The organism is Ruegeria sp. BHSC223 (assembly GCF_059613025.1).
Genome location: NZ_JBXWRR010000016.1, coordinates 40,923 through 60,479, shown reverse-complemented (window position 1 = coordinate 60,479; position 19,557 = coordinate 40,923). Strand labels below are relative to the sequence as shown.

21 protein-coding genes are annotated in these 19,557 nt (G+C 63.1%); 12 read left to right on the top strand and 9 right to left on the bottom strand.

Annotation, left to right across the window (positions count from 1 at the left end):
• Positions 1 to 5: 5 nt before the first annotated feature.
• Positions 6 to 2,333, bottom strand: a complete 2,328-nt coding sequence (clpA, locus tag AC2FNY_RS17935) for an ATP-dependent Clp protease ATP-binding subunit ClpA (protein ID WP_496803287.1) — start codon at positions 2,331 to 2,333, stop codon at positions 6 to 8.
• 174 nt (positions 2,334 to 2,507) lie between these two features.
• Positions 2,508 to 3,275 (bottom strand): hydroxyacylglutathione hydrolase, encoded by a 768-nt coding sequence (gene gloB / locus AC2FNY_RS17930; RefSeq protein WP_496803286.1) that lies wholly within the window; start codon positions 3,273 to 3,275, stop codon positions 2,508 to 2,510.
• A gap of 60 nt (positions 3,276 to 3,335) precedes the next feature.
• Here gloB and AC2FNY_RS17925 point away from each other — a divergent pair, with 60 nt between their 5' ends.
• From AC2FNY_RS17925 to AC2FNY_RS17895, 7 genes are all read left to right on the top strand, one after another.
• Positions 3,336 to 4,070, top strand: coding sequence for a class I SAM-dependent methyltransferase (locus tag AC2FNY_RS17925; RefSeq protein WP_234139807.1), 735 nt, complete (start codon positions 3,336 to 3,338; stop codon positions 4,068 to 4,070).
• A 274-nt stretch (positions 4,071 to 4,344) separates the two neighbouring features.
• Positions 4,345 to 4,905: a F0F1 ATP synthase subunit delta gene (locus tag AC2FNY_RS17920; protein ID WP_496803285.1), complete on the top strand. Its 561-nt coding sequence runs from the start codon at positions 4,345 to 4,347 to the stop codon at positions 4,903 to 4,905.
• Positions 4,906 to 6,444 (top strand): F0F1 ATP synthase subunit alpha, encoded by a 1,539-nt coding sequence (gene atpA / locus AC2FNY_RS17915; protein WP_234139805.1) that lies wholly within the window; start codon positions 4,906 to 4,908, stop codon positions 6,442 to 6,444. It abuts the gene before it with no gap.
• A 15-nt stretch (positions 6,445 to 6,459) separates the two neighbouring features.
• A complete protein-coding gene (locus AC2FNY_RS17910) occupies positions 6,460 to 7,335 on the top strand; it encodes a F0F1 ATP synthase subunit gamma (protein WP_496803284.1) in 876 nt (291 codons plus the stop codon).
• 19 nt (positions 7,336 to 7,354) lie between these two features.
• Positions 7,355 to 8,779: a F0F1 ATP synthase subunit beta gene (atpD, locus tag AC2FNY_RS17905; RefSeq protein WP_234139803.1), complete on the top strand. Its 1,425-nt coding sequence runs from the start codon at positions 7,355 to 7,357 to the stop codon at positions 8,777 to 8,779.
• 12 nt (positions 8,780 to 8,791) lie between these two features.
• Positions 8,792 to 9,202: a F0F1 ATP synthase subunit epsilon gene (locus AC2FNY_RS17900; protein ID WP_496803283.1), complete on the top strand. Its 411-nt coding sequence runs from the start codon at positions 8,792 to 8,794 to the stop codon at positions 9,200 to 9,202.
• 126 nt (positions 9,203 to 9,328) lie between these two features.
• Positions 9,329 to 9,679 carry an H-type lectin domain-containing protein gene (locus AC2FNY_RS17895; protein WP_234139801.1) on the top strand — a complete coding sequence of 117 codons (351 nt, stop codon included), beginning with the start codon at positions 9,329 to 9,331 and terminating at the stop codon, positions 9,677 to 9,679.
• Between the two features lie 82 nt (positions 9,680 to 9,761).
• Here AC2FNY_RS17895 and AC2FNY_RS17890 read toward each other — a convergent pair whose 3' ends face one another.
• Positions 9,762 to 10,781, bottom strand: a complete 1,020-nt coding sequence (locus AC2FNY_RS17890; RefSeq protein ID WP_496803282.1) for a ribose-phosphate pyrophosphokinase — start codon at positions 10,779 to 10,781, stop codon at positions 9,762 to 9,764.
• Between the two features lie 107 nt (positions 10,782 to 10,888).
• Here AC2FNY_RS17890 and AC2FNY_RS17885 point away from each other — a divergent pair, with 107 nt between their 5' ends.
• Positions 10,889 to 11,491 (top strand): 2-hydroxychromene-2-carboxylate isomerase, encoded by a 603-nt coding sequence (locus AC2FNY_RS17885; protein ID WP_496803281.1) that lies wholly within the window; start codon positions 10,889 to 10,891, stop codon positions 11,489 to 11,491.
• On the top strand, positions 11,488 to 12,306 hold the full coding sequence (locus tag AC2FNY_RS17880; RefSeq protein ID WP_496803280.1) for an alpha/beta fold hydrolase: 819 nt from the start codon (positions 11,488 to 11,490) through the stop codon (positions 12,304 to 12,306). Before AC2FNY_RS17885 ends, AC2FNY_RS17880 begins: the two co-directional genes overlap by 4 nt.
• Before the next feature lie 89 nt (positions 12,307 to 12,395).
• Here the strand turns inward: AC2FNY_RS17880 and AC2FNY_RS17875 are convergent, their stop codons facing one another.
• From AC2FNY_RS17875 to AC2FNY_RS17865, 3 genes are read right to left on the bottom strand one after another with little or no spacing between them, the layout of a single operon-like run.
• The gene (locus AC2FNY_RS17875; protein ID WP_496803279.1) at positions 12,396 to 13,433 is read right to left on the bottom strand and encodes a threonine aldolase family protein; all 1,038 of its coding nucleotides are present in this window, start codon (positions 13,431 to 13,433) and stop codon (positions 12,396 to 12,398) included.
• Positions 13,433 to 13,903, bottom strand: a complete 471-nt coding sequence (locus AC2FNY_RS17870) for a YcgN family cysteine cluster protein (protein ID WP_234139796.1) — start codon at positions 13,901 to 13,903, stop codon at positions 13,433 to 13,435. Before AC2FNY_RS17870 ends, AC2FNY_RS17875 begins: the two co-directional genes overlap by 1 nt.
• Positions 13,900 to 14,832 (bottom strand): bifunctional riboflavin kinase/FAD synthetase, encoded by a 933-nt coding sequence (locus tag AC2FNY_RS17865; protein WP_496803278.1) that lies wholly within the window; start codon positions 14,830 to 14,832, stop codon positions 13,900 to 13,902. Before AC2FNY_RS17865 ends, AC2FNY_RS17870 begins: the two co-directional genes overlap by 4 nt.
• Positions 14,833 to 14,954: 122 nt before the next feature.
• Between AC2FNY_RS17865 and AC2FNY_RS17860 the strand changes: the two genes are divergently transcribed.
• Positions 14,955 to 15,737 carry a bestrophin-like domain gene (locus tag AC2FNY_RS17860; RefSeq protein WP_496803277.1) on the top strand — a complete coding sequence of 261 codons (783 nt, stop codon included), beginning with the start codon at positions 14,955 to 14,957 and terminating at the stop codon, positions 15,735 to 15,737.
• A gap of 70 nt (positions 15,738 to 15,807) precedes the next feature.
• Here AC2FNY_RS17860 and AC2FNY_RS17855 read toward each other — a convergent pair whose 3' ends face one another.
• The 3 genes from AC2FNY_RS17855 to AC2FNY_RS17845 all read right to left on the bottom strand — a co-directional run bounded on the left by AC2FNY_RS17855 (position 15,808) and on the right by AC2FNY_RS17845 (position 18,226).
• Positions 15,808 to 16,251, bottom strand: a complete 444-nt coding sequence (locus tag AC2FNY_RS17855) for a MaoC family dehydratase (RefSeq protein ID WP_044028673.1) — start codon at positions 16,249 to 16,251, stop codon at positions 15,808 to 15,810.
• 102 nt (positions 16,252 to 16,353) lie between these two features.
• The gene (locus AC2FNY_RS17850) at positions 16,354 to 17,229 is read right to left on the bottom strand and encodes a TIGR01459 family HAD-type hydrolase (RefSeq protein ID WP_496803276.1); all 876 of its coding nucleotides are present in this window, start codon (positions 17,227 to 17,229) and stop codon (positions 16,354 to 16,356) included.
• A 79-nt stretch (positions 17,230 to 17,308) separates the two neighbouring features.
• Positions 17,309 to 18,226: a GlxA family transcriptional regulator gene (locus tag AC2FNY_RS17845; RefSeq protein WP_496803275.1), complete on the bottom strand. Its 918-nt coding sequence runs from the start codon at positions 18,224 to 18,226 to the stop codon at positions 17,309 to 17,311.
• 102 nt (positions 18,227 to 18,328) lie between these two features.
• Here AC2FNY_RS17845 and AC2FNY_RS17840 point away from each other — a divergent pair, with 102 nt between their 5' ends.
• Complete coding sequence (locus tag AC2FNY_RS17840; RefSeq protein ID WP_496803274.1) at positions 18,329 to 18,736, top strand: GFA family protein; 408 nt, start codon at positions 18,329 to 18,331, stop codon at positions 18,734 to 18,736.
• Between the two features lie 119 nt (positions 18,737 to 18,855).
• The gene (locus tag AC2FNY_RS17835; protein WP_496803273.1) at positions 18,856 to 19,551 is read left to right on the top strand and encodes a hypothetical protein; all 696 of its coding nucleotides are present in this window, start codon (positions 18,856 to 18,858) and stop codon (positions 19,549 to 19,551) included.
• Positions 19,552 to 19,557 lie beyond the last annotated feature (6 nt).

Below are 19,557 nucleotides of genomic sequence, written 5' to 3'. Positions count from 1 at the left end.
GCGCATCAATCTGCGGTCAGCAGGGGGGGCTTGTCGCCAGATATCCGCGGCCGGTCAGGGCCGTCGATCTGCAGCACCAGCTCACCGCCCTTGACGCCGACCCGGACCACACCGCCCTTGGCCAGTTTGCCAAACAGCAACTCTTCGGCAAGAGGCTTCTTGATGTGCTCCTGGATCACCCGGCCCAGTGGGCGGGCGCCCATCTTGTCGTCATACCCTTTGTCGGCCAGCCATTCGGCGGCCTGCGGGGTCAGTTCGATATGCACATGGCGATCCATTAACTGGGCCTCCAGTTGCAGCACGAATTTCTCAACCACCTGCAGGATGACCGACTTGGGCAGCGGCGCAAACGAGATCACTGCGTCCAGACGGTTGCGGAACTCGGGCGTGAAGGTGCGCTCGATGGCGGCGGTATCCTCGCCCTCGCGCCGGTCGCGGCCAAAGCCGATGGCCGACTTGGCCTGTTCCGAGGCGCCCGCGTTCGAGGTCATGATCAGCACCACGTTGCGGAAATTCACCGTGCGCCCATTATGGTCGGTCAACTGGCCGTGATCCATCACCTGCAACAGGATATTGTAGACATCCGGATGCGCCTTTTCGATCTCGTCCAGCAGCAGCACGCAATGGGGATGCTGGTCGACGCCGTCGGTCAGAAGCCCGCCCTGATCAAAGCCGACATAGCCCGGCGGTGCGCCGATCAGGCGCGAGACGGCGTGTTTCTCCATGTATTCCGACATGTCGAAGCGCAGCAGTTCCACGCCCAGCGTCTCGGCCAACTGCTTGGCCACCTCGGTCTTGCCGACACCGGTGGGACCGGCGAACAGGTAATTGCCGATGGGTTTTTCCGGCTCGCGCAGGCCCGCGCGGGCAAGCTTGATGGCGCTCGACAGCGCTTCGATCGCCTTGTCCTGGCCGAACACCACCCGTTTCAGGCTGGCTTCGAGATCTTTCAGAACCTCTGCGTCGTCCTTGGTGACGTTCTTGGGCGGTATGCGGGCGATCTTGGCCACCACGGCCTCGATCTCCTTGACGCCGATGGTCTTGCGCCGCTTGCTTTCGGCTACCAGATGCTGCGCCGCGCCGGCCTCGTCGATCACGTCGATCGCCTTGTCGGGCAGCTTGCGGTCGTTGATATAGCGCGCGCTGAGCTCCACCGCCGACTTGATCGCATCAGCGGTATAGCGCACCTCGTGATGTTCCTCGAAATAGGGTTTCAGTCCTTTCAGGATCTTGACGCTGTCCTCGACCGTGGGTTCGTTCACGTCGATCTTCTGGAACCGGCGGCTGAGCGCGCGGTCCTTCTCGAAATGCTGGCGGAACTCCTTGTAGGTGGTCGAGCCCATGGTGCGCAGCTTGCCGCCCTGCAACGCAGGTTTCAGCAGGTTCGAGGCATCCATCGCCCCGCCCGAGGTGGCCCCGGCACCGATCACGGTATGGATCTCGTCGATGAACAGCACCGCGTCGGGATGATCCTCAAGCTCGTTGACCACGGCCTTGAGCCGTTCTTCGAAATCGCCGCGATAGCGAGTGCCCGCCAGCAGCGCGCCCATGTCGAGCGAATAGATCGTGGTTTTCGACAGAACCTCGGGGATCTCGCCGGCGACGATCTTGCGTGCCAGCCCCTCGGCGATGGCAGTCTTGCCAACGCCGGGATCGCCCACCAGAAGCGGGTTGTTCTTGCGGCGGCGGCACAGGACCTGGATGCAGCGCTCGACCTCGTGGTCACGGCCGATCAGCGGGTCGATGTCGCCGGCGCGCGATTTGGCGTTCAGGTTGACGCAATACTTGGACAGCGCGCTTTCCTTCTGCTCGCCATCGCCCGTGGGCGCGCTCGATGTCTCTTCCTCGCCATGTTCGGCGCCGGTCACCGGGCGGTTCTCGCCATAGGCGGGATCCTTGGCGACGCCATGGGCAATGAAATTGACCGCGTCATAACGGGTCATGTCCTGTTCCTGCAGGAAATAGGCGGCGTTCGATTCCCGTTCGGCAAAGATCGCGACCAGCACGTTGGCGCCAGTCACCTCGGTCCGGCCCGAGCTTTGCACATGGATCGCGGCGCGCTGGATCACACGCTGGAACGCGGCGGTCGGGACCGCCTCGGACCCGTCGATATCGGTGACGAGGTTCGACAGATCCTCGTCGATGAACTCCACCAGAGTATCGCGCAGTTCCTTCAGGTCGACGCTGCACGCCTGCATCACCCGCACCGCGTCGGGTTCGTCCAGCAGCGCCAGCAGCAGATGCTCCAGCGTGGCGAATTCGTGGCGCCGTTCGTTAGCAGCCGCCAGGGCGGCGTGAATGGCCTGCTCAAGTGTGCTCGAGAATGAAGGCACAGGCGTGCTCCTCTGTCTTGGGTCGGGAGGGGGCCGAGTAGCGGTCGGACCCCACATCCAACCATGTGCTCATAGTATTAGAGTTTGGTTGATGTGTGCGGCTCTTCAAGAGTTTTCTTGCGTTTGCCGCTCACATTTATGGTGACAGGTGGCGCGAATGTTGCATTTGCGGCATCAGAACCGGTCCTTGCGGGCGCGGATTTCCGCAAAGACACGGGCGGGGTCGGCGCCCTGCATGCCCAGATGGCTCTGGATACCGGGATCGGCTGCGCGCAGGAACGGGTTGGTGGCCTTTTCCAGCGACAGCAGGCTGGGAACGGTCGGACGCCCCTCGGCCCTCGCTTGATCTATCTCGTCGGCGCGGGTTTTCAAGGCCGCATTGCCCGGATCGACTGTCAGGGCGAAACGGGCGTTCGACTGGGTGTATTCATGGCCGCTGCACACCAGGGTGTCGTCGGGCAGGGCGGCGAGTTTCGACAGGCTGGCCCACATCTGGTCCGGCGTGCCCTCGAACAGGCGGCCGCAGCCCAGCGCCATCAGGCTGTCGGCGGTAAACACCGCCTTGCCACTTGGCAGGTAAAAGGCGATGTGGCCCACAGTATGGCCGGAGACATCCAGAATTTCGACCGAGGCGCCGCCAAGGTCGAACCGGTCGCCATCGGACAGGGCTAGGTCCAGAGGCGGTAAGCGATGGGTATCGGCCTCGGCCCCGATCACAGTGGGGGTGTAGCGGGTTCGCAGCGCCTCGAGCCCGTCGACATGGTCCCAGTGATGGTGGGTCAGCCAAACCTGGTCCAGCGACCATCCGCGCCGATCCAGCTCGGCCTGGATCGGGGCCGCCTCCGGCGCGTCGACCAGCGCTGTCTTGCCGCTTTCGGCGTCATGTACGAGATAGGCGTAATTGTCGTCGAGGCACGGGACCGTCACGATCTCATGGGGCATGGTCTTTTGGCCTTTCGTTGTTAGACTGCCCCAGCCAAACAGATCGGGCGAGCGGCTGCAATGCATCTGGACGTGCAGGACCTGAGGAATTTCTATTACCGCAGCACCTTGGGGCGGGCGGCGCAGGCCGCTGTGCGCGGCCGACTGCTGGAGATCTGGCCCGAGGCCAAGGGCCAGACGGTCGCGGGCTTCGGCTTTGCGGTGCCGCTGCTCAGGCCATATCTGACCGAGGCGCGGCGGGTGATCGGCCTGATGCCCGGCCCGCAAGGGGTGATGCCCTGGCCCGCTGGTATGCCCAATGTCTCGGTCCTGTGCGAGGAGACGCTGTGGCCGATCGAGACCGGCCATGTGGACCGGTTGGTGGTGATGCACGGGCTTGAAACTTCGGAACATCCGACCCAGGTGCTGGATGAATGCTGGCGGGTGCTGGGGCCGGGGGGCAAGGCGATATTCGTGGTGCCCAATCGGGCCGGGCTGTGGTCACGTTCTGACAAGACGCCATTCGGCTTTGGCCGCCCCTATACGCTGGGCCAGCTGGAAACCCAGCTGCGTAAGCATCAGTTCCTGCCCGAATTCCATTGTTCGGCCCTGTATCAGCCGCCTTCGTTCAAACGCTTCTGGCTGAAATCGGGCGCCCTGATCGAGCGGACGGGCACCCGGCTGCCCACCATCATGGCGGGTGGGGTGTTCATCGTCGAGGTTTCGAAACGGGTGCACCCGCCGCGCGGAAACCCGGCTCGCGACGCCACGCGCCGCCCGGTCAAGGCGCTGGACGGGTTGTTGAAGCCGGCCTGATCAGGCCCCGGATGCGTCACAGGAATCGCGAAAAGCTGCAATCGGGTAACATTTTTCAAGCACTTAAGAGGGTCCAAAGGGTCGCAGTTCAGGTAACGCCTTGAAAACACATGATTTGGTTACAAGGCCGTTATCGCTATACTATATTGCGACACTGGGACTGCTCTGCTACATCCCCCCTGATTTTGATGACCTGCCGCCAGGGCGGGGTATCTTCACGCCCCCGGGGTCGCGCGCCACGCGCGTTCGGGGCCAAAATATCGGAAGGGTGGACGTGTCCGAACCAGCTTCGATTTCCGCAGGCATTGCTCAGCGCTATGCCACCGCGATTTTTGCGATCGCGCAAGACAACAATGACCTCAAGGGTCTGGAAACCGGCATCAACGATCTGACCGCCGCCCTGGGTGAAAGCGCCGATCTGCGCAGCCTGATCGCCTCGCCGCTGGTCTCGCGCGCCGATCAGGAGGCCGCGATCACCGCGGTTGCCAAAAAGATGAAACTGAATCCGGTTCTGGCCAACGCGCTGGGCCTGATGGCGCAGAAACGGCGTCTGTTCGTGCTGCCGCAACTGCTGAACGCGCTGCGCGACGCGCTGGCAGAGGCGCGCGGCGAAGTCACGGCAGAGGTCGCATCGGCCAAGGCGCTGACCAAGACCCAGATCGAAAAACTGACCAAGACGCTGAGCGAGCAGGTCGGCAAATCGGTCACCATCAATGCGACCGTGGATGAAAGCCTCATCGGCGGTCTTGTCGTCAAAGTTGGCTCGAAGATGATCGACAGCTCGATCCGCTCCAAGCTCAACTCCCTCCAGAATGCAATGAAAGAGGTCGGATAAATGGGTATCCAAGCTGCAGAGATTTCTGCAATCCTGAAGGACCAGATCAAGAATTTTGGTCAGGAAGCAGAAGTGGCCGAAATCGGTCGCGTGCTGAGCGTCGGCGACGGTATCGCCCGCGTTTACGGCCTCGACAATGTTCAGGCCGGTGAAATGGTCGAGTTCCCGGGCGGCATCATGGGTATGGCGCTGAACCTGGAAAGCGACAATGTCGGCGTCGTGATCTTCGGTTCCGACCGGGACATCAAGGAAGGCGACACCGTCAAGCGCACCAACTCCATCGTGGACGTGCCGCAGGGCGAAGCGCTGCTGGGCCGCGTTGTCGACGGTCTGGGCAACCCGATCGACGGCAAAGGCCCGATCAAGGCGGAAAAGCGCGGCGTTGCAGACGTCAAGGCGCCCGGCATCATCCCGCGTAAATCGGTGCACGAGCCGATGGCGACCGGCCTCAAGGCCGTCGACTCGATGATCCCGATTGGTCGCGGCCAGCGCGAGCTGATCATCGGCGACCGTCAGACCGGCAAGACCGCGATCGCGCTCGACACCATCCTGAACCAGAAATCCTATAACGATGCCGCTGGCGACGACGAGAGCAAGAAGCTCTACTGCGTCTACGTGGCTGTTGGCCAGAAACGCTCGACCGTGGCCCAGCTGGTCAAGAAGCTGGAAGAAAACGGCGCGATGGAATACTCCATCGTTGTTGCCGCCACCGCATCCGACCCCGCGCCGATGCAGTTCCTGGCCCCCTATGCCGCAACCGCGATGGCCGAGTATTTCCGCGACAATGGCCGTCACGCGCTGATCATCTACGATGACCTGTCCAAACAGGCTGTGGCCTATCGCCAGATGTCGCTGCTGCTGCGCCGTCCGCCGGGACGTGAAGCCTATCCGGGCGACGTTTTCTACCTGCACTCGCGGCTGCTGGAGCGTTCGGCGAAGCTGAACGAGGACTTCGGCGCCGGTTCGCTGACCGCTCTGCCCGTCATCGAAACCCAGGGCGGCGACGTGTCGGCCTTTATCCCGACCAACGTGATCTCGATCACCGACGGCCAGATCTTCCTGGAAACCGAACTGTTCTACCAGGGCATCCGCCCCGCCGTGAACACCGGTCTGTCGGTCTCGCGTGTGGGCTCCTCGGCCCAGACCAACGCGATGAAGACCGTTGCCGGTCCGGTGAAACTGTCGCTGGCCCAGTATCGCGAGATGGCGGCCTTTGCCCAGTTCGGTTCCGACCTCGACGCCGCAACCCAGCAGCTGCTGAACCGTGGCGCGCGCCTGACCGAGCTGATGAAACAGCCGCAGTACTCGCCGCTGACCAACGCGGAAATCGTCTGCGTCATCTTTGCTGGCACCAAAGGCTATCTCGACAAGATCGCCCTCAAGGATGTCGGCCGGTGGGAAGCGGGCCTGATCGCGCATATGCGCGGCAAGCGGGCCGATGTTCTTGAGTGGATCACCAAGGAAGATCCCAAGATCAAGGGCGACGCCGAGGACAAACTCAAGGCAGCGATCGACGAATACGCCGCCACGTTCGCATAAGGAGAGAGTTGGGACATGCCTTCTCTCAAGGACCTTAAAAACAGGATCGAGTCGGTCAAATCGACCCGCAAGATCACCAAAGCCATGCAAATGGTCGCGGCGGCAAAGCTCCGCCGCGCCCAGGAATCCGCTGAAGCGGCCCGCCCCTATGCCGAACGGTTCAATGCCGTGATGGCGGGGCTGGCGGCCTCGGTCGGCGGCAGTGACAGTGCGCCGCTGCTGCTCCGTGGTACGGGCAGCGATCAGGTGCATCTGCTGGTCGTCATGACGGCCGAACGCGGTCTGTGCGGCGGGTTCAACTCGAACATCGCGAAACTGGCCCGCACCCGCGCAAACGAGCTGTTGGCCAAGGGCAAGACGGTCAAGATCCTGACCGTCGGCAAGAAGGGCCGCGACGCGCTCAAGCGTGACTTCGCCAAGCATTCGGTGGGTCATGTCGATCTCAGCGGTATCAAGAGCATCGGCTATGCCAATGCTCAGGATATCGCGCGTGATGTTCTGGCTCGGTTCGATGCCGGTGAATTCGACGTTGCCACGATCTTCTACGCGAAGTTCGAGAATGTCGTGACCCAGGTGCCGACCGCGCAACAGATCATCCCGGCGGCCTTCGAGACCGACGGCGAGGGCGACGAGGTTGCGCTGTTTGACTACGAGCCCAGCGAAGAGGCGATCCTGGCCGACCTGCTGCCGCGTGGTGTGGCGACGCAGATCTTCTCGGCGCTGCTTGAAAACGGGGCCTCGGAACAGGGTGCCCGGATGTCGGCGATGGACAACGCGACCCGCAACGCGGGCGAGATGATCGACAAGCTGACCATCGAATTCAACCGCTCGCGTCAGGCCGTCATCACCAACGAGCTGATCGAAATCATTTCCGGCGCCGAGGCGCTGTAAGAAAATCCGGAGACGAAACATGGCGAATGCAAAAGGCAAAGTCACGCAGATCATCGGGGCCGTCGTCGACGTCCAGTTCGATGACGCACTGCCTGAAATTCTGAACGCGCTGGAAACCGAGAACAACGGCAAGCGCCTCGTTCTCGAAGTGGCTCAGCACCTGGGCGAGAACACCGTCCGCACCATCGCGATGGACGCGACCGAAGGTCTGGTCCGTGGCGCTGTGGTGACCGACACCGGCGGCCCGATCTCGGTGCCGGTTGGCTCGGCCACCCTGGGCCGCATCCTGAACGTGATCGGCGAGCCGGTGGACGAAAAGGGCCCGGTCAACGCGACCGAGACCCGCGCCATCCACCAGCCTGCACCCGAGTTCGAAGAACAGTCGACCGCGACCGACATCCTGGTCACCGGCATCAAGGTCATCGACCTGCTGGCCCCTTACTCCAAGGGCGGCAAGATCGGCCTGTTCGGCGGCGCCGGCGTGGGCAAGACCGTTCTCATCATGGAACTGATCAACAACATCGCAAAAGTGCACTCGGGTTTCTCGGTGTTCGCGGGTGTGGGTGAACGGACCCGTGAGGGCAACGACCTCTACCACGAGATGATCGAATCCAACGTTATCAAACCGGATAACCTGGAAGAGTCGCAGGTGGCGCTGGTCTACGGCCAGATGAACGAGCCTCCGGGAGCCCGTGCGCGCGTCGCCCTGACCGGCCTGACCCTGGCCGAGCAGTTCCGCGACCAGTCCGGCACCGACGTTCTGTTCTTCGTCGACAACATCTTCCGCTTTACCCAGGCCGGTTCCGAAGTGTCCGCTCTGCTCGGCCGTATCCCCTCGGCCGTGGGTTACCAGCCGACGCTGGCCACCGACATGGGTGCGATGCAGGAACGCATCACCTCGACCAAGGCAGGCTCGATCACCTCGATCCAGGCCGTCTATGTTCCCGCGGACGACCTTACCGACCCGGCACCGGCAACCACCTTTGCGCACCTCGACGCAACCACCGTTCTGTCGCGTGCGATCTCGGAACTGGGTATCTACCCGGCCGTGGACCCGCTCGACTCGTCGTCGCGTATCCTCGACCCGCAGGTTGTCGGTGAAGAGCACTATCAGGTTGCCCGTGACGTTCAGGGTATCCTCCAGCGCTACAAGTCGCTTCAGGACATCATCGCCATTCTCGGCATGGACGAACTGAGCGAAGAGGACAAGCTGACCGTGGCCCGCGCCCGGAAAATCCAGCGTTTCCTCAGCCAGCCCTTCGACGTGGCAAAAGTGTTCACCGGTTCGGACGGTGTGCAGGTTCCGCTGGAAGACACCATCTCGTCGTTCAAGGCGGTTGTGGCCGGTGAATACGACCACCTGCCCGAGGGCGCCTTCTACATGGTTGGCGGCATCGACGAAGTGATCGCCAAAGCCGAGCGGATGGCCGCAGAAGCCGCCTAAGGAGTATCCCTGATGGCAAACACGATGCAATTCGACCTCGTCAGCCCGGAGCGCCGCCTCGCGTCGCTTCAGGTCAGCGCGGTCCAGATTCCCGGCGCGGACGGGGACATGACGGCGATGCCCGATCATGCCCCCACCATCACCACGCTGCGCCCCGGGGTGCTGAAGGTCGAAGGACCCGAAGGCACCAGCGAATACCTGGTCACGGGCGGCTTTGCCCAGATCGGCGCCGACACGCTGTCGGTGCTGGCCGAGAAAGCCATTCCGGTGACCGAGGTGACGCGGGCGCATCTGGACGAACTGATCGCCGAGGCGCGCAGCTCGCACGAGGCTGTCAAGGGGCAAGAGCATACCAGCGTCGTTGACGACGCAGCCAAGCTCTTGGCCGATATGGAGGCCTTGGGCACGCATATGGGGCTCTGAGCCTCGCGAGCGCAGTCCAGAACAGGGGCCAGCCGGGCAACGGGCTGGCCCTTTTTGCGTCATGTTTTGGCCGGACTGGTCTGATAGAGACGCAAGAAAAGTAGGAATTTGTGTGGGTTTTGAGCCATGAAGCTGTTTACTTCCCATCCAGTCGCCATTCAGCAGGGCGACGAGGCGATGTTCTCGGATTTCGAGAATGACGGCGACATGTGGACCGGTTCGGGCAGTCGTGAGAGGCGAAAGCCCGTCCTGTTTGAACAGCCGTTCCGCTCTACCCCGGTGGTGATGGTCACGATTTCGCTATGGGATGTGGATACCGGCGCAGCGGTGCGGGCCGAGGTCAAGGCCGAGAATGCAACGCCCGAAGGCTTCGATCTGGTGTTTCGCACTTGGGCGGATACCCGCGTCGCCCGCCTGCGGCTCGGCTGGACCGCGATCGGCGACATGCGCAACGAAGATGATTGGGACGTGATCTGATCACTTGCGGTGGCCCCAGTAAATTCGTCGAATGTTTTGGGGCGCTCGCCGCTTGCCGGTTCAGTTGAACCGGCAAGCGGCATTAGTCCATGTGATAGAGAGATTCGTAGATAGGCCGCAGGGTCTTGTCCTCGAACAGGGACGAGACCGACGTTCCGTTCCAGATATTTAGGATCGCCTGGGTAAAGATCGGTGCGGTCGGTACCACGCGGATATTCGGGGTGGCCAGGATCTCGGGTGTCGGCTGTATGGAATCAGTGATCACCAGCGACTTCATCACCGAATTGCTGACCCGTTCGACAGCCGGCCCGCTCATCACCCCGTGCGAGATATAGGAGTGGACCTCGCGCGCGCCATTGTCGAGCAGCACCTGCGCTGCCTTGCACAGGGTTCCGGCTGTGTCACAAATGTCGTCGACGATCAGGCAGATCTTGTCGGTCACATCTCCGATCACCGTCATCTCGGCCACTTCGCCCGGCTTTTCCCGGCGCTTGTCCACGATCGACAGCGGCGCGTTGATCCGCTTGGCCAGCTCCCGCGCCCGGGCAACCCCGCCCACATCGGGCGAAACCACCATCAGGTCTGTCATCTGCTGTTTGAACTGGGTCTGTACATCCAGTGCAAAGATCGGCGAGGCATAGAGGTTATCGACCGGAATGTCGAAAAAGCCCTGAATCTGGGCCGCATGCAGATCCATGGTCAGGATCCGCTCGATCCCGGCGCCGGTCAGCATATTGGCGACCAGCTTGGCACTGATCGGGGTGCGCGCCTTGGTGCGACGATCCTGGCGAGCATAGCCGAAATAGGGGATCACAGCGGTAATCCGGCTGGCCGAGGACCGGCGCAGCGCATCGGCGATGATCAGCAGTTCCATCAAGTTGTCATTGGCCGGGTTCGAGGTCGGCTGGATGATGAACATGTCCTCGCCGCGGACATTCTCGAACACTTCGACGAATATCTCGCCGTCGTTGAACCGCTCGACCCGGGCATCGACCAGCCCTTGGTCGACCCCGCGATAGAGGCTCATCCGGCGGGCAATGGAGCGGGCAAGCGGAAGATTGGCGTTCCCAGCGATCAGCTTGGGCTCGGTGAGTGACGGCATGACGATTATCCCCAGGCAGCACTGTCTGTTGTGACAGATTCGTGATGTTGACACCGCTTAGCATGGGCGTACGGTCCCGCAAAGCGCAGGCAGCGGAGAAAACGAATATGGCTGATATCGACTACTTTTTTGCGACACTTTCCCCCTTCTCCTATCTCGCCGGGCAGCGTCTGGAGGAAATCGCCGCCCGTCACGGGGCGAAAATCGCCTACAAGCCAATCGACATCATGGCGCTGTTCGCCCGCACCGGTGGCGTGCCGCCCAAGGATCGGCATCCCTCGCGCATCGAATACCGGGCACAGGAGTTGCAGCGCCAGATGCGCAAGACCGGATTGCCCCTGAACATGAAGCCGGCTTTCTGGCCAACCAATGCTGCCCCGTCTTCCTATGCGATCATCGCGGCTGGCAGGGCAGGTGGTGGCGATCTGGGGGCGCTCTGCCATGGCATCCTGCGCGCCTGCTGGGCAGAGGAGCGCGATATCGCTCAGGATGAAGTGATCCGTGACTGCCTGTCCAGCGCCGGGTTCGATCCGGGACTGGCCGACAGCGGCCTGCTGGCGGGCGCTGAAACCTATGCCGCCAATCTGGAGGAGGCGGTCGAGCGTGGTGTCTTTGGTGCGCCTTTCTACATCACCGCCGACGGGCAGCGGTTCTGGGGACAGGACAGGCTTGACGATCTCGACGCCCATCTGGCGGAGATCAAGGGGTGAGGGCGGCGCAGACCCTGCCGCAAGCCGCCCATGTCAGTCATTTCGGCCATGGTCCACGCCCGGTGCTGGCTCTGCATTGTACCATCGCCCATTCCGGCGCCTGGAAGGGGCTGACACGCCTGCTGGGGGAAGAGGCGTGCTTTACTGCCCCCGACATGCTCAGCCACGGGCGCAGCCCGGACTGGGACGGGCAGGGCTGTTTCCAGGACCGTATCCTGGGCATTGCCGAGACCTGCCTGACCGAGGCACCGATGGATGTGATCGGCCACTCCTTTGGCGCCACGGTGGCGCTGCGCCTGGCGGTGGAACACCCCGAGCGGGTGCGCAGCCTGACCCTGATTGAACCGGTCTTCTTTGCCGTGGCCGGCCAGGACGCGCCCGAGTTGATCGACAGCCACGCGAGCGACGCGCAGCCCTATCTCGATGCGCTATCGGCCGGAGACCGTGCGCTTGCCGCGCGGCTTTTCAACCGGATGTGGAGCACCGCCTCAAGCCCGCGCTGGCCCGATCTGCCCGAAGCGACCCGCGCTGCCATGATCCGGGGCATCCATGTGGTGCCGACGATGGATGCCGCGCTGTTCGACGATACCGCCGGGTTACTGGCGCCGGGGCGGCTCGACCGCGCGGCCATGCCGGTTCTGCTGCTGCGGGGCGCCTTGACACATCCGGTGATGGAAGCGATCTCGAAGGGCCTCCAGCGCCGTTTGCCCGATGCTCGCGAAGAGAGGATCGAGGGCGCCGGTCACATGCTGCCGATCACCCATCCAGAAGAGACGGCGACCCATATCCGCGCGCTGTGGTCGCGGGCAGGCTGAGCACGCCTCTTCATTTCGCCAATAATACTCCGGGGGAGGTGACAAAATTCTCCGAATTTTGCACCGGGGGCAGCGCCCCCTGCACCCCTTCAGAGCAAGGAAAGGAACTGGTCGATCTGATCCGTTCCGATAGACCAGTCGCAGACCATGCGACAGGCCAGCATCTCGCTCTCGTCCGCGCCCTCCAGTTCCGCACCCCACAGGTGATAGGACGCGCCCGCACCCATCAGGCGCCGATGGGTCGCGCGTGGGAAACTGGCAAAGACGATATTGGCCTGCGGCTCGTGCAGGAACGTTGCCCCCGACGCCCGCAGCCCCTCGACCAGGCGGGCGCAATTGTCATTGGCCCGCCGCGCCGAGCGCAGCCAGAGATCGTTGGTCAGATAGGCCTCCATCTGTGCCGACAGATAGCGGTGTTTCGAAAAGAGATGCGCGCCGCGCTTGCGGCGCAGCTCGAATTCCCAGGCATGTTTCGGGTCGAAGAAGATCACCGCCTCGACCCCCATGCAGCCATTCTTGGTGCCGCCAAAGCTGACCGCGTCCACGCCTGCTTTCCAGGTCATCTCGGCGGGCGAGGCGTTGAGGGCGACCAGCGCATTGGCAAAGCGGGCACCATCCAGATGCACCGGCAGGCCGTACTCCTTGGCGACCGCGCAAAGCGCCTGCAACTCGGCGATGGAATAGACGCCGCCGCGCTCGGTCACCTGGGTGATCGAGACCGGGCCGCGCTGCGGCCCGTGCACGCCACGGGTCTCCTCGCCCGTGATAGAGGCGCGCAGCGCTTCGGGCGTCATCCGGTCGCCGCCGGGCACCAGGGTCAGCTTGGCGCCGCCCGAATAGAATTCAGGCGCGTTGCACTCGTCCTCGTGGATATGGGCCACGGGCGAGCAGAAGATCGTCTGCCAGGGCTGTGACAGGGTGGCGAGTGCCAGCGAGTTGGCCGCCGTCCCGGTTGCCACCAGATAGACCGCCGCGTCTGGGGCCTCGAAAATTCGACGAATTTTCTCCTGCACCGCCTGCATCTGCGCATCTGCTCCATAGGCCATGGCATAGCCCTGGTTGGCCTCGGTCAGGGCCGCCAGGATCTCGGGGTGGACAGGGCCGGAATTGTCAGAGGCAAAGAACATCAGATCGGCTCCTCGATGATATGGTCTTCCCAGTCTTCTTCTGGTGTTTCAAACTCGGATACGGTGATGCCGCGCACCGATACGCCCGCGCGATGCACGCTCTCGGGATCGCCCGAGATCAGCGGGTGCCAGTCGTAAAGCGGCTTGCCCTCCCACAGCAACCGATAGGCGCAGGTGCGGGGCATCCAATAGGCGTGGCTGTCCAGATTGTCGGGAGTCAGCACGATGCAATCGGGTACGAACTGGTGACGGATCGGGTATTGCGTGCAATGGCAGCTCTCGTCATCCAGCAGCCGGCAGGCGACCCGGGTCAGCTCGACCTCGCCGGTATCCTCGTCCTCAAGCTTGTTGAGGCAGCATTTGCCGCAACCGTCGCACAGCGCCTCCCATTCGGTTTTGTTCAGCCGCGCCAGCGGCTTGCGCTCCCAGAAACGCGGGCGCAGCCCGTTGCGGTCGATCGGATCCTTCATAGGGCGGCCAGGATGTCGCGGGCGCGGCCGCAATCGGCGTCCATCTGCGCGATAAGGGCGTCGAGCCCGTCAAAGGTCATTTCGGGGCGCAGGTAGTCGACCAGCCCAACGCTCAGGGTGGCGCCATAAAGATCGCCGGAGAAGTCGAACAGGAAAGTTTCGATATTGGGGCGCTCGCCGTTGAACATCGGCCGTACCCCGACCGAAGCAGCACCGCGATAGCTGCCCTTGTGCGGTCCGTCCAGCACGTCGACCAGCACCGCATAGACGCCGAACCGGGGCGGATGCAGGCCGTCGATGGACATGTTTGCGGTGGGAAAGCCCAACTCGCGACCGCGCTGCTCGCCACCGATCACTTCGCCCTCGATCCGGTGCCAATGGCCCAGCATGGCAGCGGCGTCGCGCGGGCGGCCCTCGCTCAGGGCGGTGCGGATCGCGGTCGACGAAATCACGCGCTCGGTCTGTTCCAGGAGCGGCGCGACGGTGACGCCGAAGCCCATTTCCTGACCAAACCGGACCATGTCGGCGGCGTTGCCGCTGCGGGCCTTGCCGAAACAGAAATCGGCACCGATCACGACATGAGCCAGGCCCAGCCCGTCGCAGATGACGCTGCGCGCGAACTCTTCGGGTGTCAGCCCGGCCAGCGCGGCGTTGAAAGGCAACTCGTACAACCGTTCGACACCCAGTTTTTGCAGCCGATGCGCGCGTGCCGGGCCACGCATCAGGCGAAAGGGCGGACTGTCGGGGGCGAAATACTCGCGCGGATGTGGCTCGAAGGTCATCACGCCAAGCGGTACGTCGGGCGCGGCCTGCCGCGCCAGCTCGATCACCGAGCGATGCCCGATATGCACACCATCGAAATTGCCGATGGCGACACTGGCGCCCCGGTCGGCAGGTTCGACGAATTTGTAATCCCGAATGATCCGCATGGCAGCAGGCCTAGCGTCCCGCGACGGCGGGATCAAGCGCTGCTTGCCGGAACCGGTTCGGCAACGCATACTCCGGGACCGGCGGGGGTGTTTTCGACCCTCCCGACAGGAGTTACAATCGGATGCAAACACTGTTCCAACTGCCAGTTCTGGTTGCGGCGTTCGTGTTCGTTGCGGCAACGCTGGTGCTGGCATTCTCGGCCTATGGGCTGACCCGGGCGATACTGTGCCGCTCGGGTGAGGCAAAGTCCGACCTGGCCGGCCCGATCTTTACCCGTGTCGGGGCGTTGCATGCACTGATCCTGGCGCTGGTTTTCGCACAGGAACTGATCAATGTGCGCGACATCAGCACCGCCAGCGCGCGTGAGGCGGTTCTGGTGGGGGACGCGTTCTATGATCTCAAGCGCTATGATCCGGAGGAAACGCTGCCGATCCGCAAGGATCTGGCGGGTTATGTGCGTCTTGTCCTCGAGCAGGAATGGGACAGCCTTGCAGAGGCGGATATCCTCTCTCCCGAGGCCTGGGCGGCCTGGGAAAGGGCCTATGTCGGGGCCTTGGAACTGGAACCCGCGACGGATCGGCAGAACGTGCTGAAGGGTATCGTCGTCGACCACCTGCGCGAGGTGTCCGGTTTGCGGCGATTACGCGAGAACGCGGCGATCGCCAATGTACAGGACCTGTTCATGATGGCTGCGGTTGCCGGGCTGGTCCTGACATCTGCGGGCCTGTTCACCCATGCGCCGAACACGCACAACATCTTTCTGTTGTCGATCTTCGCGGCCTATACCGGCTTGATCGTGTTCTTTGTGGTCGCCTTTGCCAATCCCTATCACGCGCCGGGCATGGTGATGCCAACGGGATTTGAAAATCTGTTCATGGGAGAGCTGGCCGAGCTTGGCCGATGACGTGGCCGAGACGGACAAGTAAACACCGCAGCACCAGAGGTGCTGCGGTGTTGATCGACAGCAGTCGGGTTCAGTCGAACTTGCGCGAGGGGGCCAGCACCATCGCCTCGCCCACCAGCACCTTTTTGCCATCGACGGCGCAATGGCAGTCCAGCTTGACCCGGCGCTTGGCAAAGTCGATGTCGATCACCTTGACCTCGGCATAGACGGTGTCGCCGGGGCGCACGGGCGCGAGGAACTTCAGCGACTGGCCCATGTAGACCGTGCCATGTCCCGGCAATTGCTCACCGATCACCGCCGAGATCAGCCCGGCGGTCAGCATGCCATGGGCGATGCGCCCCTCAAAGATGGTGTCGCGGGCGTATTCGTCGTCCAGATGCACCGGATTGCGGTCGGTCGAGACCTGGGCGAACATCTCGATATCCTCGTCGGTGACCTGCTTGCGCAGGTACCGGGTCATGCCCATCTCGATATCTTCGATACAGATCGTTCCGCGCGGCAGATTGTCCAACATGTCACCCTCTCTATCCAGGTGGCGGAGCAACTTTGAACAAGCCTCCACCTGAGTTTGGCAACTTTATTACTTTGCAGGTGCAGAAAATCAAGTCCTTTCTGCTCAGCGCAGTTGTCCAATAGTATAGGTTGGGGTCCGGTTTTCCCTGTCCAGATAGGCTGTTAGCGCTTCGGGGTCGGGGCTGTGGCCAGTTTTGGTTTCCGATGCGGCCAGGCCGCCCGAGATGAAGAGGGAATCAATCCCTTCGCCCATCGCCCCGGCGACATCGGTCTGGATGCCATCACCGATGGCCAGGATCTCGCCATCGCCCACATCCTGGCCCAGCGCGGTCAGCCGACGGCGGGCCAGATCATAGATCGGCGGGTGCGGTTTGCCGAAATAGAGGCTCTCGCCCCCCATCTCGGTGTAAAGCCGCGCCAGCGCCCCGGCGCACCATTCGCGGATTTCGCCGCGGTCGACCACGATATCGGGATTGGCGCAAAGCAGCTTCATCCCCTTGGTCTTGGCATAGAGGAAATCGGGTCGGTTCACCTCGGGGTCGGCCATCGGATCGAAGGGGCCGCAACAGACGATGCCCTCGGCCTCTTGCAGGGGCACGCGGGTGATCTCGACCGGGTTGTCGAGCAGCTTGAGCGGCTCAAAGAACCCTGCATCGCGGTCCCATTCGCCCATGAAATAGACCTTTTGCCCAACCGCGCCCCGGAACATGGCGGACCGGGCACTGTCGCCGCTGGTGGCGATGGTGTCATAGGCGTCCTGAGGCACGCCAAACTGGGTCAGCTGCGTCGCCACGCCCGCGCGGGGTTTGGGCGAGTTGGTGACCAGCACCACGATGCCGCCCGCCGCGCGATAGGTCTGCAACGCGGCGACCGCCTCGGGATAGGCAGTCACCCCGTTATGGACACAGCCCCACAGATCGACGAACAGCGCGCGATATCGGTCGGAGATGTCGGAGAGGGCGTTGATGATCTGGGTCATGTCGAGGTCCGGCTTTGTAACTGTCGCAGGCCGTGTATGCCGCATGTGCCGGACGATGACCATGGGCAAGCGCTGAGCATCAGGTGCGAAAGCTTTCCAGCCGCCGCCCGGTGCGGCGCGTCATCACACGGCGGAGCGCGGTGGCATCGCCATACCCGACCCGATGCGCGACCTGTTCCAGGCTCAGCCCGCCCGCACGATATAGGCGGATCGCTTCGGTCACCCGCAGGGTCTGGGCAAACTCGCTCGGGGTCATGCCCGCGACTCGCGACAGGCGGCGGGCAAAGGTGCGCGCGCCCAGCCCGGCGGCCTCGGCCAGTTCGGCCAGCGGCACCTGCCGGGCGATATGGCGGCGCAGGTACAACTCGACCCGTTGCAGCGCCGGATCACCCGCCACCAGCGTCGCCACCGACAGATAGGGCATTTGGCTGGGGCGGCTGTCGGCCAGCAGAAAGCGGCGGCAATCCTCGGCCAGGGCATAGCCCGCCTGGGTCTCGATCAGATGCAGCATCAGGTCGATCTGGGCAAAGGAGGCCCCGGCCGTCACCAGCGTCCCATCGCTGCACAGCACCTCGCCCATCTCGACCCGGGTCTTGGGGAACCAGGCGTGCAACAGCGGCGCCAGCCACCAGGTGGTGGTGGCGCGGCGCCCGTCAAGCAGCCCCGCCGCCGCCAGGGCAAACACGCCGGAACAGGCGCTGGCGATGCGGGTGCCGGGCTGGGCGAGGGCGCGCAGCGCCGCGTTCAGCGCCGCAAAGGCAGGGCTGTCCATCGCAGCCCGCAACTCGTGAGCCGAGGCAAGCCCCAGCCCCGGCAGGACCACCAGATCCGGCGCCGGTGTATCCGGGCCGACCGCCTCGGGGCGCAGGGTGCGCCAGCGAAACGGCGCCGCCTCGCCGCGCAGCGCGGCCACGCGGTTGGCGCTGTCCAGCATGTCCTCGGCGATAGCCAGGCTCGACCGCTGGCAAGGGGTTGGATGCAGCAGAAGGACGTCCATGGCGAGTTGTCCATTTTGGCCTGAATAATGTCATTTGTGACACTAGCGACCCGTGAGCCCCGCGTCCATCCTGTGCCGTGACACCGAAACAAGGAGACCAGAATGACACTTACAGGCGGATGTTACTGCGGCGCGCTGCGCTACGAGGCCGAGGGCGAGCCGATGCTCAAGGCGCAATGCCACTGCCGGACCTGCCAGACCTATTCAGGCGGCGCGCCGAACCTGTTCATGGTGATGCCCGCCGCTGGCTTTCGCTATGTCAAGGGCACACCCAAGAGTTTTCGGCTGGAGGATCGCCCAGACCGCGTGACCCGCGATTTCTGTGCCACCTGCGGCACCGGGGTCGCCTCGCACCGGCCCGGACTGCCGGCGGTGATCCTGAAGATCGGCACATTGGATGATCCGGCCCTGTTCAAGGGGCCCAAAGCGGCGGTGTTTGCCGCCGAGAAACAGGCCTTTCACATCATCCCCGAGGGCGTACACGCCTTTGACGGGCTGCCACCGACCTGAACCGGGATGCTGCCCGGTGGTCGTGAAGCTGCCGGGCAACTCTGCCCAAGGGACTCGATTGCAGCATACCGGTTCATACGTCATGTTCGGGACATAAAACCCGACAGGCCCGGCCATTCATGCAGATACTCGAAAGTTCCATCATTGGCCTGAGATCGGCGCGCTATGTTCTCTCTTCTCCGGATCATCACCACACCATCACCTTGTTCCCGATGGTTCATGTGGGCGATGAGAGCTTTTACGAGACCGTCTATCACGATGCGCTCGCGCATGATTTCCTGTTGGCTGAGGGCGTCGATTCTCCTGTCGTCAAGCAGCTGACCAGAAGCTATCGCTGGATAGCGTTCGACCGGCTGGGCCTTGTTCTGCAACCCAGCATAAAGAGGAGATCGGGCCGGGCGCAGATCATCCATGCAGACCTGTCCGCGCGGGAATTCGAGGAAGCCTGGGCCAGGCTTCCGCTATGGCTGAGGCTTGTAGCGCCTGCCCTTTCGACCGGCATCGGACTACATCGCTTCCTGACATTGTCCCGCGACAGGCTTGTTGAAGACAGTGGGATGGACGAGCTGTCCAGCCGCGACGATCTGCTGGGCTGGTCCCCGGACCAAGAGGCGCTGATGCGGGTCATTCTGGATATTCGTGACGAAAGGCTCTGCTCTGTTCTGCTTGGGCTTCTCGAGGCGAAGCGGGATCAGGCCGGAACAATCGCGATCGTCTATGGCGCCCGACATATGCGCGCTGTGCTGCGTCTGTTGGTGCAACAAGGCTCTTTCCGTGTTCGCGAGGCCGATTGGATACCGGTCGTCTCGCTTTAGGCCGCA

Excerpts from the sequence above, each read along its gene's own strand:
- gloB (WP_496803286.1), bottom strand. The coding sequence starts at position 3,275 with ATGCCCCATGAGATCGTGACGGTCCCGTGCCTCGACGACAATTACGCC.
- AC2FNY_RS17925 (WP_234139807.1), top strand. The coding sequence starts at position 3,336 with ATGCATCTGGACGTGCAGGACCTGAGGAATTTCTATTACCGCAGCACC.
- atpA (WP_234139805.1), top strand. The coding sequence starts at position 4,906 with ATGGGTATCCAAGCTGCAGAGATTTCTGCAATCCTGAAGGACCAGATC.
- AC2FNY_RS17910 (WP_496803284.1), top strand. The coding sequence starts at position 6,460 with ATGCCTTCTCTCAAGGACCTTAAAAACAGGATCGAGTCGGTCAAATCG.
- atpD (WP_234139803.1), top strand. The coding sequence starts at position 7,355 with ATGGCGAATGCAAAAGGCAAAGTCACGCAGATCATCGGGGCCGTCGTC.
- AC2FNY_RS17900 (WP_496803283.1), top strand. The coding sequence starts at position 8,792 with ATGGCAAACACGATGCAATTCGACCTCGTCAGCCCGGAGCGCCGCCTC.
- AC2FNY_RS17895 (WP_234139801.1), top strand. The coding sequence starts at position 9,329 with ATGAAGCTGTTTACTTCCCATCCAGTCGCCATTCAGCAGGGCGACGAG.
- AC2FNY_RS17890 (WP_496803282.1), bottom strand. The coding sequence starts at position 10,781 with ATGCCGTCACTCACCGAGCCCAAGCTGATCGCTGGGAACGCCAATCTT.
- AC2FNY_RS17885 (WP_496803281.1), top strand. The coding sequence starts at position 10,889 with ATGGCTGATATCGACTACTTTTTTGCGACACTTTCCCCCTTCTCCTAT.
- AC2FNY_RS17875 (WP_496803279.1), bottom strand. The coding sequence starts at position 13,433 with ATGTTCTTTGCCTCTGACAATTCCGGCCCTGTCCACCCCGAGATCCTG.
- AC2FNY_RS17870 (WP_234139796.1), bottom strand. The coding sequence starts at position 13,903 with ATGAAGGATCCGATCGACCGCAACGGGCTGCGCCCGCGTTTCTGGGAG.
- AC2FNY_RS17865 (WP_496803278.1), bottom strand. The coding sequence starts at position 14,832 with ATGCGGATCATTCGGGATTACAAATTCGTCGAACCTGCCGACCGGGGC.
- AC2FNY_RS17860 (WP_496803277.1), top strand. The coding sequence starts at position 14,955 with ATGCAAACACTGTTCCAACTGCCAGTTCTGGTTGCGGCGTTCGTGTTC.
- AC2FNY_RS17855 (WP_044028673.1), bottom strand. The coding sequence starts at position 16,251 with ATGTTGGACAATCTGCCGCGCGGAACGATCTGTATCGAAGATATCGAG.
- AC2FNY_RS17850 (WP_496803276.1), bottom strand. The coding sequence starts at position 17,229 with ATGACCCAGATCATCAACGCCCTCTCCGACATCTCCGACCGATATCGC.
- AC2FNY_RS17845 (WP_496803275.1), bottom strand. The coding sequence starts at position 18,226 with ATGGACGTCCTTCTGCTGCATCCAACCCCTTGCCAGCGGTCGAGCCTG.
- AC2FNY_RS17840 (WP_496803274.1), top strand. The coding sequence starts at position 18,329 with ATGACACTTACAGGCGGATGTTACTGCGGCGCGCTGCGCTACGAGGCC.
- AC2FNY_RS17835 (WP_496803273.1), top strand. The coding sequence starts at position 18,856 with ATGCAGATACTCGAAAGTTCCATCATTGGCCTGAGATCGGCGCGCTAT.